The sequence below is a fragment of the Spiroplasma sp. AdecLV25b genome, assembly GCF_030913225.1.
Taxonomy (GTDB): Bacteria; Bacillota_I; Bacilli_A; order Mycoplasmatales; family VBWQ01; genus Spiroplasma_E.
Genome location: NZ_JAQYTS010000017.1, coordinates 1 through 18890, shown reverse-complemented (window position 1 = coordinate 18890; position 18890 = coordinate 1). Strand labels below are relative to the sequence as shown.

General features: G+C 27.6%; 19 protein-coding genes. 5 read left to right on the top strand and 14 right to left on the bottom strand.

All coding sequences use genetic code 4. The annotated features are described in order from the left end of the window. Nucleotides 1-98: 98 nt before the first annotated feature. The 3 genes from RDJ14_RS01790 (at nt 99) to mnmA (ending at nt 4809) form a co-directional block, all read left to right on the top strand. A complete protein-coding gene (locus RDJ14_RS01790) occupies nt 99-1478 on the top strand; it encodes an Mbov_0401 family ICE element transposase-like protein (protein WP_308149655.1) in 1380 nt (459 codons plus the stop codon). Between the two features lie 499 nt (nt 1479-1977). Continuing rightward, nucleotides 1978-3372: a hypothetical protein gene (locus RDJ14_RS01785; protein WP_308149654.1), complete on the top strand. Its 1395-nt coding sequence runs from the start codon at nt 1978-1980 to the stop codon at nt 3370-3372. Between the two features lie 300 nt (nt 3373-3672). After that, on the top strand, nt 3673-4809 hold the full coding sequence (mnmA, locus tag RDJ14_RS01780) for a tRNA 2-thiouridine(34) synthase MnmA (protein ID WP_374047455.1): 1137 nt from the start codon (nt 3673-3675) through the stop codon (nt 4807-4809). A gap of 12 nt (nt 4810-4821) precedes the next feature. Here the strand turns inward: mnmA and RDJ14_RS01775 are convergent, their stop codons facing one another. The 3 genes from RDJ14_RS01775 to RDJ14_RS01765 all read right to left on the bottom strand — a co-directional run bounded on the left by RDJ14_RS01775 (nt 4822) and on the right by RDJ14_RS01765 (nt 8420). Then, nucleotides 4822-5310 (bottom strand): hypothetical protein, encoded by a 489-nt coding sequence (locus RDJ14_RS01775; protein ID WP_308149652.1) that lies wholly within the window; start codon nt 5308-5310, stop codon nt 4822-4824. 192 nt (nt 5311-5502) lie between these two features. After that, on the bottom strand, nt 5503-6363 hold the full coding sequence (locus tag RDJ14_RS01770) for a hypothetical protein (RefSeq protein WP_308149651.1): 861 nt from the start codon (nt 6361-6363) through the stop codon (nt 5503-5505). A 308-nt stretch (nt 6364-6671) separates the two neighbouring features. Next, complete coding sequence (locus RDJ14_RS01765) at nt 6672-8420, bottom strand: APC family permease (protein ID WP_308149650.1); 1749 nt, start codon at nt 8418-8420, stop codon at nt 6672-6674. A gap of 278 nt (nt 8421-8698) precedes the next feature. Between RDJ14_RS01765 and RDJ14_RS01760 the strand changes: the two genes are divergently transcribed. Next, complete coding sequence (locus tag RDJ14_RS01760) at nt 8699-10174, top strand: YfcC family protein (RefSeq protein ID WP_308149649.1); 1476 nt, start codon at nt 8699-8701, stop codon at nt 10172-10174. A 61-nt stretch (nt 10175-10235) separates the two neighbouring features. Here the strand turns inward: RDJ14_RS01760 and RDJ14_RS01755 are convergent, their stop codons facing one another. Then, entirely contained in the window at nt 10236-11180 is a 945-nt protein-coding gene (locus tag RDJ14_RS01755; protein ID WP_308149648.1) for a hypothetical protein, read from the bottom strand. Nucleotides 11181-11457: 277 nt separating this feature from the next. On the opposite strand from RDJ14_RS01755, the gene RDJ14_RS01750 reads away from it, so the two are divergent. Continuing rightward, complete coding sequence (locus RDJ14_RS01750) at nt 11458-12009, top strand: DJ-1 family glyoxalase III (RefSeq protein ID WP_308149647.1); 552 nt, start codon at nt 11458-11460, stop codon at nt 12007-12009. A gap of 6 nt (nt 12010-12015) precedes the next feature. Here the strand turns inward: RDJ14_RS01750 and RDJ14_RS01745 are convergent, their stop codons facing one another. The 10 genes from RDJ14_RS01745 to rpsP form a co-directional block, all read right to left on the bottom strand. Then, nucleotides 12016-12369, bottom strand: a complete 354-nt coding sequence (locus RDJ14_RS01745) for a hypothetical protein (RefSeq protein ID WP_308149646.1) — start codon at nt 12367-12369, stop codon at nt 12016-12018. A gap of 217 nt (nt 12370-12586) precedes the next feature. Then, nucleotides 12587-13402: a hypothetical protein gene (locus RDJ14_RS01740; protein ID WP_308149645.1), complete on the bottom strand. Its 816-nt coding sequence runs from the start codon at nt 13400-13402 to the stop codon at nt 12587-12589. 246 nt (nt 13403-13648) lie between these two features. Beyond that, nucleotides 13649-14281, bottom strand: coding sequence for a ribonuclease HII (locus tag RDJ14_RS01735; protein ID WP_308149644.1), 633 nt, complete (start codon nt 14279-14281; stop codon nt 13649-13651). Nucleotides 14282-14291: 10 nt separating this feature from the next. Further along, entirely contained in the window at nt 14292-15176 is an 885-nt protein-coding gene (ylqF, locus tag RDJ14_RS01730) for a ribosome biogenesis GTPase YlqF (protein WP_308149643.1), read from the bottom strand. Between the two features lies 1 nt (nt 15177). Then, nucleotides 15178-16203: an alpha/beta fold hydrolase gene (locus RDJ14_RS01725; RefSeq protein ID WP_308149642.1), complete on the bottom strand. Its 1026-nt coding sequence runs from the start codon at nt 16201-16203 to the stop codon at nt 15178-15180. Nucleotides 16204-16267: 64 nt separating this feature from the next. Continuing rightward, nucleotides 16268-16648 (bottom strand): 50S ribosomal protein L19, encoded by a 381-nt coding sequence (rplS, locus tag RDJ14_RS01720; RefSeq protein ID WP_308149641.1) that lies wholly within the window; start codon nt 16646-16648, stop codon nt 16268-16270. 3 nt (nt 16649-16651) lie between these two features. Next, nucleotides 16652-17413, bottom strand: a complete 762-nt coding sequence (gene trmD / locus RDJ14_RS01715) for a tRNA (guanosine(37)-N1)-methyltransferase TrmD (protein ID WP_308149640.1) — start codon at nt 17411-17413, stop codon at nt 16652-16654. Continuing rightward, complete coding sequence (gene rimM / locus RDJ14_RS01710; protein ID WP_308149639.1) at nt 17406-17924, bottom strand: ribosome maturation factor RimM; 519 nt, start codon at nt 17922-17924, stop codon at nt 17406-17408. The genes trmD and rimM overlap by 8 nt, the downstream gene beginning before the upstream one ends. A gap of 2 nt (nt 17925-17926) precedes the next feature. After that, entirely contained in the window at nt 17927-18166 is a 240-nt protein-coding gene (locus RDJ14_RS01705) for a hypothetical protein (RefSeq protein ID WP_308149638.1), read from the bottom strand. A 29-nt stretch (nt 18167-18195) separates the two neighbouring features. Beyond that, nucleotides 18196-18552: a 30S ribosomal protein S16 gene (gene rpsP, locus RDJ14_RS01700; RefSeq protein ID WP_308149637.1), complete on the bottom strand. Its 357-nt coding sequence runs from the start codon at nt 18550-18552 to the stop codon at nt 18196-18198. Nucleotides 18553-18890: the final 338 nt, after the last annotated feature.

The following is an 18890-nucleotide window of genomic DNA, read 5'->3' as shown; positions in this document are numbered from 1 at the left end:
AGATTGTAAAGTTTTATAAATTATTTAAATATTCATTATTTTCCGAGCCCTTTAATGATATGAGAGTTATAATTTTATCAGGAAAGGTTGGGAAAATAGTGAATATATTAGAATCGTGTAATTTTCAAAATCAATATAATTTTTTTGAAGAGTATGAAAAAACTAATGTTTTTAGATCACAAGAGGAATTAAAAATATATTTTGAAAAATTAGATCAAGAAATATTTAATTCATCATGACGCAAAAGTATGGGATATATCCCAGATGGATTTAAAAGCAGAACAATTTTAACAATTTATGGGGCAGTAACATTTAAAAGACGTGTTTATAAGTATTGAAATAACAATAAATATAAACACATTTTTTTAGTTGATAAAAAATTACAAATTAATAAATATAGTAGAGTTAGTAGTCATTTAAAATTTAAAGTACTAGAACAAATTGCTTGTGGTAAAAGACAAAGAGATATTTGTGATATGTTTTATCATGCTAATCTTAGTAGGGCTACCATTAGCAATTTAATTCAATCTGTAGAACTATCTGAACCATTAAATCTTATTTTTGATGATATTGAAAAAATAAAAATACCAAAACACCTTTATATCAATATGGATGAAACCTTTGTTAAATTATGAATTAAGAAAAAAATGAAAAAATATCGTATTCGCTTAGTAACATTCCATACTGGCTATAATAAATTTTATTCAACAGAAAAACGAAAAGTATTAGATAATAAAAGGGTTTACTGAGTACTTGTACCAGTTAATTCTAAAATTAATACTGCTGAATTTATGGCAGATGTTGAAAAAATGGCAAATAAATTTTATTCTAATGTTAATCAAGTTGATACTATTATTGGTGGTGATGGAGCACCCTGAATTAGAAATTCCCCTGAATACTTTCCTAATTCATTTTATGTTCTAGATAAATTTCATGCTTGTAGATATTTAAAAAGATTATTTCCAACAAGAAAAAATGAATTAAATGTTAAACAATATGAAAATAATAAAACTATTTTTGAAACTGGTAATCATGAATTTTTAATCAGTAATTTAAAGCAATCAATTATTAAACCAGAAAAAAATCAAAAGCTAAAAGAAATAGTGAGATATTTTCAAAATAATAAGTTAGGTATTACTAATCAAAGTTTAGAATGAAATATTGGTGTTAGTGCTGAAGGTGATATTTCACATATTGTTAAATGACTACTTGGATATGGTTCTAAAGCATTTAATTATAAAACTTTCAATAACATGTTGTTATTAAGAACAGCTCAAATTAATAATTTAGATATTCTTACTTATTTAAAAAATGATTATCAAAGAGAACATGAACATGAAAAAAGATTTTACTGAAGCAGTTATTGAATTAAAACAAACAATGATTTTTATGATTATCCTTGTCAAGGCTCTCTACCAGGTGCTACTTTAGGAAAAGGTAAATCAAAGTGGATTAATGGTTTATTAAATCAAAAATAAAGAAGTTAATGTTTTTAATTATCTCTACCTAAATAATAGGAATTTTAACTGTGTATTTTTTTTAAATCATGAGCAAATTAGTGGATATAATTTTAAATTTAATATAAAATTATTAAGAATTGAAAAGACGTTCATTCTAAATAAGTAATAGATTAAAAGAAATACTTATTTTAAACTCCCTAATCCGTAAAAAATAATATTCAATCTGTATTGGATACAAATATACCACATTTTTAAAAAAATGTTATAATAATTAATGAATAATTAAATAAAAACAATAATTAAAACTTATTTTTAATTACAAGGACATTAGTACTATGAAACAAATTAAACAAAAACTATCTCTATTGCTAACTACTAGCAATCTTTTAGGTGCTTCATTTTAACTACTAATACTAAAATTAACGGCTTCCACATAACCGTTAAAACTTCAAATATTAATTTAGTAAATAGTATTAACCATTGAAACAATGATTCAAACTATTTAAATGAAAATATTGTGTCTAATCCCTTAAATATAAACTTTGATAGTTACGACCAAATTATTAATAATGATTGAAATCTTGCAACTAATGCTAATAATATAATTAATAAACAAGGTTATTTACAAACCCAACAACGTATTACCAATAATATTAGTAATTTTAAAAATAGTGCTGGTTTTACAAATACTAACCTTACTACGTTTGGTCATACTTTCAATAGTAAAAATCAAAGTATTATTATTCCTTATCATGAAACTATCAATGAAAGTATTAATCAAGGATTATTTGAAGTTATTAATGAAAAAAGTAAACTTAATACATTAAAGGAAGTACCATATATTTTAACTCCAAGTACTACTTTTAAAATTAATGATATTAGTATGCGCCCTAAGATATTTCCAATTGGTCCTGTAAATAATGGTGAAGATACTATTAGTAACCAATTATTTGTTTTTTATGTCCATGCTCCTTTTCTTAAAAATAATAAAGGGCTAAATATTACCGTTGCTGGTCAACCTAGTATTGCTATTAAAACTAATGCTAGTAATACTTTTAGTTACGCGATTTTAAATCAACAATACAATGCCAACAATACACCAACTAACTATGATATTAAATGAAAAGATAATGATAATAGTACTATCTTACAAGAAGAAAAAGTTAAAGTTATAAGTAGCACTCCAACTGTTAATATTGGTAATAACAATGAATATATTAATAATTCTTCATTAATTCATCAATATTTTGTTAAAAATAATAGTAGTGATATTACTGTTAAAGCCCTTAGTCAAATTAAAAACCAAGTTTCAATTTCCTTTAATGAAAATGAACATTGAACATATCAAGCAGTAAATGATGATTTAACACCAGTAGCAGCAACTAATACTCTTAACAATAATAGTACTTTAAAACCACGTGATGACGCCGACCATACTATTTATTTACTACAACGTACTACTAGTGATAATAAAATTGATCCTGAATCACAACAGTATTTAAATGTTTATACAATTAACCCACTATTATTAACAATCAATGGTTACTCTGACTTTGCTACTAGTAATTTAGGTCACGCATTTGCCCAATATTTACGAGAAGCAACTAATGTTGATGAAACAATTAATAAGTTAAATGCTGGGCAACTACGCTACTGATTATTATTTTATGCTCATGATTTAACTAATCATCTTTATGTTAATATTAATAATCATGATGATAAAATTTTACAAAAATGTAAAAAACAAGTATTACAAACTGAGAATAACCCTTGGTTTTTAAAACAGCAACCTTTAACTTTAATAACAATTATTAATAATTGAAATGTTATCATTATTGGTGGAATAATCTTATTAGTGATTATGACTGTTCCAGTCATTGTGTTAATTATTAGAAGAAAGAAAATTAAATAAAATTTTTAATTAATGCTTAACTCTTAGAAATTCAGTCTAAAGTTTCATTTATGACCAATTTTCTTTTTTCTTTTCTAGTTCTTACTGTTTCTTCCTTACCTTTTCATTTTCTTCTTTTTGACAACTTTGTGCTAAGTTTTCAGTATTATTCTTATTTCCATTGTTATAATAACTAGAAGATTGTGTATGTTCAAATGCTGTTCTACAAAATTAAAGTAAAATATAATAAGTTTTTAGTGATTGGATTAAACAATTATTTTAGTATTTAATAAATATTTGCTACAATTAATAAGCATTTCATTATTTATCAAGGAGAAATCGATGAAAACCAAAAAACGGATTATTGTTGGCATGAGCGGTGGCGTTGATTCATCAGTTACAGCCGCATTATTATTAGAACAAGGCCATGACGTAGTTGGTCTTTTCATGCGTAATTGAGATTCACTGTTAAATAATGATTTAGAAGGCAATAGTAACCAAGATATTTGTCCACAAGAACAAGATTACTTAGATGCTTTAGCAGTTTGTAAAAAACTAAATATTCCTTTAGAACGAATTGATTTCATTAAAGAATACTGAGATGATGTCTTTACTTATTTTTTAGATGAATTTAAAAAGAGTCGAACACCTAATCCTGATATTTTATGTAATAAGTATATTAAATTCAATGCCTTTTTAAAGTATGCTCGTAACCAATTGCAAGCTGATTACATTGCGATGGGTCATTATGCCCGTATTATTTATCATAAAGAAACTAAACAATACCAACTATTAAAAGGAACTGATGATAGTAAAGACCAAAGTTATTTTTTATGCCAACTAAATCAAGACCAACTACAATATAGTATGTTTCTCTTAGGTAATAAAACTAAAGTTGAAGTACGAAAATTAGCACTTACTTATGACTTACCAACTGCTAAGAAAAAAGATTCAACAGGAATTTGTTTTATTGGTAATCGTAATTTCCAAACCTTTCTTGCTAATTATTTACCTGCGAAAACAGGAGATATTGTTGATATTAACACTAAAAAAACCATTGGTAGTCACCATGGTGTTTACTATTATACTATTGGTCAACGACGAGGTATTAACTTGTCAGGCATGAAAATGCCATATTTTGTAGTAGCAAAAGATGTTGCTAATAATATTCTTTATGTAGCAAATGATAATGAAACTAAGTGATTAATGGCTAATAGTTGTACTGTTAGTGACATTAATTGAATTAGTAAAGATAAGATTAGTAAAAACATAAACTGTTTTGCTAAATTTCGTTATCGTCAACCTGATGTTGCTGTAACTATTAATGTTGTTAATGATAATGAATTTAAAGTTACCTTCTCACAACCAATGCGTGCCGTAACTCCTGGTCAATCAGCTGTCTTTTATGACGGTGATATTTGTCTTGGTGGTGGTGTTATTAATGAAGTGTTTCGTTAGTAACATTTTTATTTAATTTAATATTCGTGGTTTAGTGCTATCCAAAGTTTTGCTAATACTGCTACTACTATTGATAGTACTATCTGTTAGGTTATTAATAAGAGGTTTTAAACGTTTATCAAATAAAGTAATTAATATTGCGCTAATATTACTAAAGAATCTCTTTAGAAATGCTAGTTGTTCTGGTGTTAATTCTAAGCTTTGATTGGACAATAGATTAACAATTTTGATAATATTTAAGTCATTTTCAAAATACATGGTAAAGTCTTCGCATTGAAAGCTTTTCATAAGTATAAAGAAAAAGTCGGTGGCGTTAGTTTCTAGTTGGTCTAAGGGTATGGTTTTAAAGATTCTGGGTTGCAGAGCATCACCAGAGTTTGTTATTTTGTATAATGCTTTTAAATCATTATCAATTTTATAGTTTTCAACTTTACAATCTTTTAGTTTGTTAGGTTTTTGATAATTATTATTTATATAATCATTTGGTTGTTTTGGTTTCATGTTATAGTACCACCTTTTAAGAATAGGATTAAAATTCATTATGTTAATTTACTAACTAATTTTACAATTATTTTAGAAAAAAAGAAAGAAAATTATTTTTATTCAAAGTTAGGATGTTTTTGGTATTAAGAAAATAGAAAATGATACAGTTAAACTGTATCATTTAGTAATTATTATATTTTAATAAGTTTATTATACTAATGTTAAAGTATATTCAGTTGCAAATGTAATAGTACCAATTGAGATTTTCACTTTTAAAGTATCCATATTTGCAAAGTTAGGTTTTGCAGCATTTACCTTAGTAACTTTAACTGCTAATGCTCCTTGTTTAATAAGGTCAACAATACTTTTTATTCCCTTTCCTGGAGTTGCATCAACTTTAAAATTACTTACTAAGTCTTGACCAACTGTAATTCCTGTTTTAGGTTTACCAGCAGCAAAGTTAGCTATTGGATTAAAATTAGATAGAGTAATACCAGCAGTGGCAGGTAAAAGAGATTGGATTATTCCATCATTTGGTTTTGCTAAAATATTTAATGTATAATCAACACCTAATTGATCTGTTCCTTTTTTGAATTGCACAACTGCTGTTCCACCATTAACAGCATAATCATCAGTTCCTTTTTTAGCAATAGTAGGTGATCAAGTTTTAACTGACATAATAATAGGAGTAGCATCAGCATGGTTAAATGTTCTATCTGCTCCTGTTCCAGCAACTACTGTTAATTTAAATACATTAACTAAAAAATCTCCAGCATCAACAGAAACAGCCTTATCAGCAGTATTTCCTCCCGTAGTTAATAACTTATCAGCAGTAATACCAGTTAATTGAGTTGAACTTCATGATGCAACATCAGTAGTAACTACTACTTTTGTTTCAACAGTTGAAACACCCTTATTATCTGTAAATCCAAAATTTTCAGAAACTTTTGCTTCCATTGCTGTCCCTGGGTTATTAGGACCACAAGCAACAACTGAAGTTGCAGCAACTGTAGTTAAAACTCCTGCCCCTAATAATCTTAATAATGTTTTCATACTCGCCATACTTTTCATATGTGTATACCTCCGTTATAAAATTTTTGAATTAACTTACAATGACCATTGTTTTAACCTTATATATAATAAACAGAATATTGCAATTAATTCATTAACAATATTATATCATCATATTTTCTCGTTATCCAAATAAAACTAAAAAATTCTTTTAGTATTACATACTGATCATTTTGTTCACTCTATGAAAGCATTAACAATGAATAACATCATAAATAATTCATTAATAGTAATTATACACCTTTCTAAATAAAAATTAATTTTCATAATTAAAAAAGCATTAGTTTTTAAACTAATGCTTTTTTAATTTATTCTTCATCCTCACGTCATTCGCCTTCTGATGCCAATAATTCATTACGGACATTTTTAGCAAAAGCATAATTAGGATTTTCTTTATTACCATTAATAAGAACATTACGTTTTAAGTAATTTTCAATTTCACTTTGCATATTTTTAGCAACAAAAGCTCAGTCATCTTTAACTCTAAAGTCTTCATCTAACACCGCTTGCGTTTTATTTGCTAAGCGAACTTTCAATTTAGGAGCATAATAAACGAAATATCAAACAATAGCGAACATAACAACAGCAAGTAAATAAACAATTTGTAAGATATTTGATGTTAACTGTGTAACACCACCAGCACTAACTGTTGCATTAGTGCTACTAATATCGTTAATTGATTTTATAAATCCTTCAATTAAACCAATAAATCACATTACTAACTGTCAACCTAAGAAAACAAATGCTAAACTTCAAATTGTAAATTCAAATTTATTATGACGCATTTTCTTTTGTCAAGATAATTTTAAAGCAATGCTAATAACGAACATATAAATTAAAATCATAATTAGTGATGCCTCCCCAGTAATTGTACCATAGTCAATAACAGCACTTGGTGATGTTATTCCTTTGCTCGTATCACTAATAGCTTGGATTAAATCTGGAATAATTAGCCACACAAGTGCAAAGGCAAAAGTAACAATTAAATTTAAAATAGAAGCACGGAACGGAATATTATCCTTATTTAATTGTTTATATTTAGCAGGTATATATCCTTCTATTGATAACGGTTCTAAAATACCACCACTATATAAAGCATTTTGCATTCCTGCATTAGCTTTTAGCGAAATAGTACAAACTAACATAATTAAGATACCTATAACTCCTAATCATGGAGCATTAGCTTTCTCACCTAATTGATGAAAAATTTGTAAGTTAGGGTTATCACCAAAAATACCCGTAATTCCACCAATCATTAAAACAGTAACTAATACATAAAATAATGTTGATAAAGCCATAACAATAACAATAGAAAGACTAATATTCTTTTGTGGATTACGAACATTTTTCCCAATTGTCGAGTATGTTTCAAAACCTAAAAAAAAGAAGAAACAAGTAGTAAAGGCATTAGAAAAAGAACTAGTTGTTAAACTTTGATGCTTAATAACTTCTTTGAAATTACTTGTGCCTGCAATAATAAATAAAATAATAACAGCTACCATTAGTAAAGCAGTTGTTCCTCACTTTAAATAAGCAGAAATATTAACAAACTTTTTAAAAGCTCTCATTCCTAATAATAGAACACAAGAAGCAAAACCATAAATAATGATTCCAATTAAGTCTAGTCCAAAGTTGCTTCATGCCCCTCAGTTAGCAAATAAAAATGAAGTTGAATCTGTAAAGTTAATTCTAATCATTGAAATGATTTGTGAAGTAACAATAACAGGTAATGTTGAATACTGAATAAACGCTATTAGTCAACCTCAGAAACGACCATAACTACTACGTACATAGATATAAGCAGCACCATTATTACCAGGATGAACTCGTGATAAACGAGCAAATGCTCAAGCACACGTACCAGCAATTAAACCTTCAACTAGAAAAATTCAAATCATATGCGTTCCCAAAGTAGCTCCTACTTTATTACTATATAACAAAGCAGCAAAAACAGCAGTAAATGTAACACCAACTGTATAGTTAAAACCAAATCAAACTAATTCAGGTAAACTTAACTTTTCATTAGTCTTTTCTTTTTTCTTGAATAATTTCAACATAAATTTTCTCCTTTCGATTTTATCTTATATTTCATCTGTATATCCTTAAAATTGACTTTATAATTTTAATAAAATCAACCTATTAATAAAATAATATGACAAACTAGATATGTTATTTATAATACCCAATTTTATGAAAAAATACTACTATTATTGAGTTTATTTTAAAAAAAGTGAAAAATAAACTTCAAAACCTTTTAAATAGCACAATAGATAGTGTATTATATAAAGTAATATTCTAAATATATATTTTTAAAAAAGGAGGTATTAAATCTATTATGGGAAATATTAAAAAGAAGAAATTTCAGTTATTCCCTTTTAAATTACCCACTGCGATTACCATTTTATTTTTAATTACAGCATTAGTTATTGTAATTTCTTGAATTCCTGGCACAACAGGTAGCTGAGGTGGAACTACTGGCCATGATAAACCAGGTGGACCATTAGGAGTATTTGACTTATTCTTTGCTCCAATTCAAGGTTTCTTACGTAGTGATAGCATTATTGTTTTTGTTCTAGTAATTGGTGGATACATTGGTATTGTTACGAAATCTGGAGCTTTAGATGCAGGAATTGGTCGTTTAGTTAAACGTTTAAACGGGAAAGAAATTTGAATTATTCCTTCAATTATGACTATCCTTTCAATTGGTGGTACGGTAGAAGGAATGTGTGAAGAAACAATCCCTTATTATCTTATTATTATTCCTGCTATGTTAGCTGCTGGCTTCGATGTTGTTACTGCTGTATTAATGATTTTATTAGGCGCTGGAGTTGGAGTTATGTTCTCAACCCTTAATCCGTTTGCCATTGCTACAGCTTCTGCTGCTAGTGGAATTAGTCCTGGTAGTGGGATTATCTGACGTTTGCTTGGTTGAATATTAGCAACAACGGGAACTATTTGTTTTGTGATGTGATATGCGATTAAAGTTAAACGTCATCCAGAAAAATCAATTGTTTTTGATTTACAAGGTGAGCACCATGCTGAATTTATTAGTACTGAAGAAATACCTGAGTTTACGAGAAAACGGAAAGTAATTCTTACGCTCTTTGGTCTTACATTCTTAATTATGATATTATGTATCATTCCTTGAGATAGTATTACTGGCACTACTACTTTTGCTGATTTAAGTGCTAATATTACTAAACATTTTCCTTACTTTACAAGCCAAATTGGTCAATTCGGGGGATGAGATGTCATGACATTAGCTTTCTTATTTTTCTTTGCTTCGATTGTTATTGCGATTATTGATTGAAGAGGTGAAGAACAATATGTTCGTACTTTTGTTAGTGGTTCTTCAGAATTACTAGGAGTTGCTTTAATTATTGCTGTTGCTTCTGGAATTGGTTGAGCAATTGAAACTTCAGGAATGCAACAAGTAGTGGTTAATGCGCTTGCAAGTAAAATTATTACTTTACCAAAATTATTAGTAGTTGTTATTGGTTTCTTTGCTTTTATTGTTATTGCGTTCTTTATTCCTTCAACTTCAGGATTTGCTTCTGCTGTCTTTCCAATAGTTGCACCACTTGTTAAAACAATCGGTTTATCATCAGGAATGATTACGGCCTTTGTTATGGCTAGTGGTTGGGTTAATTTATTTGCCCCAAGTGCTGGAGTAATGATGGCTGGATTGTCAATTGCTAAAGTGCCATTGGGTCGATTTTATAAAGTAATATGGCCTTATGCTGTCGGTATTACTGCTTTTGCTGTTGTGATGTTAGCTGTTGGTTCATTATTACCGACAACGATATTCTAAGTAAATATGAAGGAAATTCCCTAGTTTGTATGAACTAGGGAATTTTATTTAACTAATATGTTTACAAGGGAATTGCAACTGCTGCTGTAATACCTAATATAGCACCTACTACTGCTACTTTAAAGTTATTAATGCTCTTAATGTCATTTTCGGTTAATGATTTTATTTTTTTAGCATCTTTTGAATGTAATAATTTGGTTAATTTTTCATCTTCCATTCCTTCTGAATAAAATAATGCACTAGAACCATATGAGGGTGAATCGATTATTATATCTTTGTATTCACATAATTTATAAATCATTCTCTTATAAGGTATAATATCACTTGCTGTATTTTCTTTATTTGATAGTAATGCAAATGTAGCCATAATTGGTGTCATTCCAAATTTAATATCTTCATCAAATGCTTCTTTTTCATTAATTTTAATATTACAATAAGTTAATAAAAACTCTGCAACCTCAAAATATTTATAATTCAATGCTATAAAAAATAATTTAGTATTATTTTCAATAGTTGAATTATAATTTAATCCAAAATCAAAAAGAGTTTTTATAAATTTTCAATAGTTATCATCAGCTAAAATAAACTGTAAAAGACTCTTTCCTTGTATTATTATAAGATTTAAATTAATAGGATTATTTGTTAAAAAATTATTAAGTTCATTTATTTTATTATTTCGAATAAAATAAAGACAACGTTTCTCTAAATATATAGTACTGTTTTTTCTTTCTTTCAAAAAATTTATTTTATTATCAATAAGTTGTATTCTATTATTAATCTCATTTAGAATATCTTGCTTTGAAAGTGGTATACAATATGAAGCATTTTCATCATTATTATATTTTTCTATCGCTTTGGCATCCTCTGGAATTTTCTTTACTTTTTCTTCTAAAAATTTAGTGATTTCTTTTTTTAATTCTTCTAATTCATCTTCATCACTAATAATACCAATTTTGTATTTTTGAAAGTTAGAATAAAAGTTTTCTACTAATATTGGTCAAGCCATTTTTCTTACTCCTTAATTAAAATTATTAGTTTAAAAACAAAAAAATACTTACTACTTATAAACATAAATAGTTAAGTATTTTAAATACATTTCTTAAACTAATAATATTATAAACTATTTGTTGAATAATAGTAAACTTATTCGGTTACTTTTTACTTGACAAGTTGATTATTATACTAATCTATTCAAAAAAACTTTATTTTTAATAATATCCTTCCCTTTTTATGTTTTATTGTTTACAATTACGTTAATAGTTTTATCAAGGAGGACATCAAATATGAAAATAGCATTATTTATCGCAACCGGATATGAAGAGGGAGAAGTAATAATTACTGGTGATTTATTACGTCGTGCCGGAATTACCGTTGATTTAATCACTATCAATGACCAACCATTAGTTACTAGTGCTAATAACTTTGTATTAAAAACAGATACTGCTTTTACTAGTGCTAAATATGAAGACTACAATGCCTTTATTTTACCGGGTGGCATAACAGGTGTTAATAATTTAAAAGCATCACCTAAATTAAAACAATGATTATTACAAGCACACAAAGAACAAAAAACCATTGCTGCAGTTTGTGCTGCACCAATTATCTTAGCTGAATTTGGAATTCTAACAAAAAAGACAGCATATGCTGTCTATCCTTCATGTGAAGAATTAATTACTGTTGGTAAACTAAATACGAAACTAGCTGTTGTCATTGATAAACATATTATTAGTGCCCCCTCTTTAGGATGTATTTTTGAATTTGCTTTAGCATTAGTAGAAATATTGCATAGTAAACCTCGTGCTACCGAGATGAAACATAATTTATTGTTTAAATAGTTATGTTTACATATTAGGAAAACTAACAATATTTGTTGATACATTTTCTTGTAAATTAACTAAATCATTTACTTTTTCAATAGTAGTTAATGACAAGTGTTCTTTATCTAAATTATAATATTTAATAAAAGTATCTAGTTTAGTTAGAACTTTGGGAATTTTTAAAAGTTCACTATAGATATCGATAATATTTTGATATTTTTTAACCACTATCTTAGCATAATTAATATTTTCAGTAGGATTACTTGGTGTTAATTGTTCCAACAATGTTTTAACCAAGTCACCAGCAGGAGTTAAAATTTTATTTAAAGAGATAAAACTAACTGTAAGACCCTTATATTTTTCTTCTAGTTTTTCCATGTTTTTCATTCATTCAAAGATATTTCAATTTTTAATTGGTGGTAGTAATTCTTTTAAAACTTTTAAATAAATATCACGCTTTTCTGCAGTTAATGCACTAAATTGTTCAGCAGACGTGATTTGATTAAATCCATTTTTTCTATTATAACTAGTAACACTAATACTAGTATGAATATAATAATACCATATCTACAATAAGAAAAATATTTTTTTAATACTATACTTCGTCTTTATAAGCATTAACATTATTAAGCTGCATAGCAGTTATTTTTAATAATTGAAACTGCTCATGAACAGCAGCTTCAAATTCTAATACCACACCAACTTTGAATTTAATAAATGATTCATCAATAAACTTTTTATTATTTAAAATTAATGAAGCAAATTGATCAAAAGCATAATATAAAATTCGTTCAGAATTAGGTTCTAAAGCCAAAAAACAAAATACTTGTTCATTACGTAAATATTCACTAATCCCCAGAACATTATTTAATTTACTCATTTCTTTTCATAACTTTGCTGTTAAAATAATTTTGCTAACACCTTTATCATTATAACTAATACCATATTGTTCGTAAGATAAACCATTATTAAAAATAATAGTATTCATTCCCATTTCACGATTATTAATACTATACTCAGCTTTTAAAGCACTAAAACTATTATTATTACCTACTCAATCAATTTCGATATTTAAATTTTTTGTTGCTGTGATAATTAAACCATACTTAATGGTTTTAACTCATTTCAAAAATAAATTTCATTGTTCAATAAAAACAAAAGCAATTTCTTCTGTTAAATTAATAGGAATAGTTGTAACTTCTCCTGCTACTGAGATTTTAGCAACAGTATTACTATTTAAAAAATTAGAAATAGCGCGTACTTGATCACTTTTTTCATACTTGCGATGCTTTCTATAAATTTTAATAATCTTTTTGCAAGTATTCTTTGTTATAACTAACTTCGCTGCGCCTCTATGTTGCACTGGTAAATATACAAATGTTAGTAAATTATAACCAAATTCTTTTGCCATAATAATTGCCCCTTATCTACTATAGTGAACTAATTAATTTTTCAAAATTAAACTAATTATCTTTATTATAACAGAACAAGAAACAGGAATTTTATTTGAACAATTTAAATTAGATTTTTTTTATAAAATCTTTAAGTGTAATTAGTGTAAATAAATCACACGTTATCGTATATAAATTAGTTGCATATAAATTTAGTGATTTTTACACAACTAGTTTGTATGAAATATAAAATTGACAGACAAGTTTTAAAATTTCACACTAAAATTTGTTTGCGGATATTTTTGAACAGGCGCACAACTTTTGCGATGGTATTGACATGCACCATATTTTTCTAAAGCTAAAGCATGGTTTTTCGTATAATAACCTTTATGGTTTTTAAACCCATAAAGGGGATATTGTTGGTCATACTCAATCATCATTTGGTCTCGTACTACTTTTGCAATAATCGAAGCTGCAGCAATATTAAGTGATTTTTGGTCACCTTTAACAATCCCTTCCACAATTCCAGAAAAATTAGAAAACTGTGGTTTTTCAAAATCAACTAAACAAACTTCTGGAATAATTGATAATTTAGTAAATGCTTCTATCATTCCTAAAACACTACTTTGTTTGGGATTATGGATATCAACAAACTCATGAGATTTAATACTAACATTAACACCAATCGCATTTTCACGAATGATTTCACACATCATAATACGTTGCTTATCACTTAATTGTTTAGAATCTTTAATTAATTGGTGACTAAATCCTGATTGTAAAATCACACAGGCAACTACTACCGGTCCAGCAATTGCCCCACGTCCTACTTCATCAAATCCAGCAATTAATTGGTAATTTGGATAGTTTTCTAATTCATATTGTAAAATATTACTCATAAACAATTACCTACTTAGGAGCAATTTCAAATGAAATTAATCCTAATTTTCCTGATTGTAAATCACTAATAAATAAATTCATGGCACGATGCGTATTATCACCAGCATTGGCAACTTTTAAATGATACTTTTGCGCTAATAAAGTAAAATATTGTAATAAGGTTGTTTCATTAATATCATTAACTTCAAAACTAATTTCATAATATTTCATTAATCTTTCATAATAGTTGGTTAGTAAAAATACTAAAGCAAAATTAGCCATTTGTTCTAAAAATAAATGTTTAACAGGAATTGCTTTAATTAAGGCTAAAATCATTGTCACACGATTATCGTTCATTTTTGGTGGTAAAATGCCTGGACTATCTAATAAATCAATCATAGGATTTAATTTTACTCATTGTTGACCACGAGTAACACCAGGGGTATTAGCAGTTTGCGTAACTTTTCGTTGTAATAAATTATTAATGAATGTTGATTTACCAGTATTTGGTAATCCCATAATTAAAACTTTAATCTTCAGGTTAACAATTCCTTTGATACGTTGTTTTGCTACTTGTTCTTCCATCAAACTAGTAATAAGTGCTAGTAGTTGCGGTTTCATTTTGCTCGTTAAACTACGTGCTAACAGTACAGCACAACCACGGTTTTCAAAATAAGTAACTCAATCTTTGGTAATATTACTATCAGCTAAATCAACTTTATTCAGAACAACAATTCGAACTTTTTTTTCTAATAATCGGTCTAATAAAGTACTTCGCGTTGCTAAAGGGGCACGGGCATCTAAGATTTCAATGGCGACATCGATGATTGGTAATTTAGTTTCAATGGCTTTAATCGCTTTCATCATGTGACCAGGGAATCAATGGATTTGATTATGGGTATTATCGCTTGACATTTTATCGTGTCTCCTTAGTGTTAGTATGAATATGAGCAAACATTAATGTTGTTTCAATTAATGTTTGATAGTGAAGATGGCTAGTTTTAGTATGTTGCGCTTGGTCTAATAATAACAATTGACTAAGAGGTTGGGTTTCATATTTAATTTTAGTTTCATAAATATGTTTTCCCATTTCATGAATAATAAAATCATCATTTGTACTATGGATTACTAATAATGGTAAATGACTAATAGTGTCTAAATTAGCAATTGGTTGACACTTACTAGGAGCAAAACCATAGCATAATTTAGCAAATATTAGCATGCCATAAATTCCCATAACCGGAAAACAATGATATTTTCGTTTGACCATTCATTGGTATTGGTGGGTTAAAGTAGTAAATGTACCATCAACAATCATAAAATTAATATTAGTAGGTTGATAATGCTTAGCATATTCAATAATTGTAGCTGCCCCCATACTATGCCCCATTAAACCAAAAGTTGTTGGCTGATAGTTATTAGTAATATAATTGACAATCGCATGTAAGTCATATTTTTCATTAATACCAATTGTGGTAATGCTAATAGTACTATTACCATGACCTCGGGCATCATATGTACAAACATTATAACCATTCTCGCGTCAATATCAAGCAATATTTAAAACTTGATAGCAATTTTCAGTTCATCCATGGGCAATAATCATTCATTTTGTTGATGGAGTTGTTGCTCTTAACAATAAACCGTGGAGTTTAATTTTTTCATTATTAATGGTAAAGGTTTTGATGAGAGCATCATGAAACTGTTGATTAGTAATATTTAAATGGTGAAATGATTTAACATTATCTTCGTGATATTTTTGTAATTGTTGATTGTGCGTTTCATCATGGCATTGATAACGATAATGTTTAGTTTTGCTTTGTGTTCAAATGGAAAAATGAATACCAATAACAATATTACTAATGATAATAACTGGTAAACTAAGTGGTAATAAAATAATTATGATGGTAATTACTCATCATGGTGTACTAATTCGCGACATTATTGAAATTATTCCTTTACTATAAAAACCACCATCAGGTTAATAATGGTGGTTGTAATATTATTTAAACTGCTACTTGTTGTTTAACAGGTCTTGCTGTTTTAATTTCTTTAATTCTAGCTGCTTTACCGCTTAATTTACGTAAATAGAAAATACGAGCTCTTCTCACTTTACCTTTACGGACAATCGCAATTTTAGTAATTAATGGTGAATGTAAAGCAAAAGTTTTTTCTACACCTTTACCATTAACAATTTTACGAACGATAACGTTTTCCGTAATTCCTGAACCTTTACGGACAATTACTACTCCTTCAAACATTTGGATACGTTCTTTTTTGTCTTCTTTAATTTTGCAGTAAACTTGGATTGTGTCTCCTGCTTTAAAATTGGGAAGATCATGATTTAGTTGGTCTTTGCTAACTAATTCGATAATTGCATTTTGCATGGGTTATTGTTCCTTTCGTCGTGATTTTTTAATTGATAATTTGTATTGTTCAATAATTTGTTTATCTTTAACAGATAATGGGTACTTTTTTAATAAATCTTTACGTTTTTTGTAAGTGTTAAGTAAAGCTTGTTGGTGACGGTATTGTGTTATCTTTTCATGATGACCACTAGTTAGAACTGCTGGTACTTTCATACCAAGTACTACTTCAGGACGTGTATATGTGGGATAATCCAATAACGAATTGTTAAACGAATCATTAAGATGAGAATCTGTAACAATAACATCAGGAATAAGTCGTGTTATGCAATCTATTACTACCATTGCTGGTAATTCACCACCCGTTAGGACATAGTCGCCAATTGAGATTTCAACATCAATATAGGGCATAATACGCTCATCAATACCTTCATAATGACCACAAACTAAGATATAATTAATATCTTTTTGACTATATGAGTAGGCTAGTTGATGATTTCATTGTTGACCTTGGGGACTTAGTAAGATGACTTGGGCTGTGGGATGAATAGTTTTAATACTATTAATAGCTTTAATAACTGGTAAGGCTTGTAATACCATACCAGATCCACCACCATAGGGAGCATCATCAATTTGTTGCTGTTTATTATCAGCAAAAGTTCTAATGTCAACAATGTCAATATTGATTTGCTTTTTACTAATAGCACGTTTGACAATTGATGTTTGCATAAAATCATTAAAAGCATTGGAAAATAAAGTTACAATGGTAAATTGATTTTTAGTCATGTTGGATTAAACCTTCAATCATATTAAAATAAGCTTTTTTTGCTGTTTTATCAACTTTACTAATAAAGGCTTTATTGTTAGGAATAAAAAAGGTATTACCATCAATCATTTCAATTTCTCATAATCCTTGATGATTATTATCAACAAAGTCAATAACTTGTCCTAATGATATATTATTACTAGCATCGAATGCTTGGTAATTCATAACATCATTATAAGTTCAAGGTAAAGAATCAAGATTAATTTCATCAGTATCAATTACTATTATGTCTTTGGTTTTCATTGTTTCTACTAATTCAATTTTGTCATGCTTGGCAAATGTTAACAATAAAAATTGTTTATGATGTCGAACATTAGTAATGGTTAAGGGTTGATATTCATTGTTGGAATGTAAGTAAATTATTGATTTTGGCTGTCATGGAAAGTTATTACCATAATAATTACATAAAACTCTTACTTCACCTTTTAAACCATGGGTATTAACTATAGTTCCTAATTTTAAATATTTCATAATTATAACTCACTAATTACTAAACTAATAGTATTATTTTCTAGACGAGCCTTACTTTCAATAATTGTTGTAAGTGCATTTTTGGTAGTACTTTTTTTGCCAATTAAAATTGGTAATAATGATTTTGGTGCCATAATAATTAATTCATAATGTTGTTTTTCTGGTAATTCACGAATTTCAATTTCATCAATTTTTTCAAACAATATTGGTTCTATTAATTGTGTTAAAAGTGTTATATACATATTTTAATCATTTCAAGTTCTTAGTTTTATTAATTAGCAGGTGCTTCTTTTACTGTTTTTAATGTTTTATTTTTTGTTACTACTGTTTTAGGTGTTGTTTTTTTAATTGTAGTGACCTTTTTAGCTTGTTTTAATTCATGAAATTTAGTCATGATACCTAGTGTTGATAAAAGACTACGAACAGTATCAGTTGGTTGAGCACCAGTTGATAAGAAGTAGATTGCTTTTTCTTCGTTGATTGTTGCTTTTGCATCTGTCTTACTTGGATTGTAAGTACCTAAGATATCAATATAACGACCATTAAGTTTAGATCTTGCATCAATAGCAATGATTCTGTAACTTGGTTGTGCTGATTTCCCTGTTGGTATTAATCGTAATTTAACCATTAAATTACCTCCTTCTACAAAGTTTGTGGTAAGTAAACCTTCATAAGGATAGCAATAAATATTAACTATGTCAAGTTTTTTTACTTAACAGATTAAAAATTATTTTGAGTGTGTTGTTATCTTATGATAATATCCTAATAGTTATCTTTTGATTATTTTAAATATGTATGGTGCAAAAGGAAAAAAAATAAAAAATCGGTTAAGTCCCGAATCTTGTGTAAATTTATTTTTACAGAGCAATATTTCTCATATCAAATAAATTTAGTTTAATTTATTGTACCATACTTAAAAGTTGGTAGGTTAATCTTATCTAAAATTAATTTTAAAATTCTTATAGT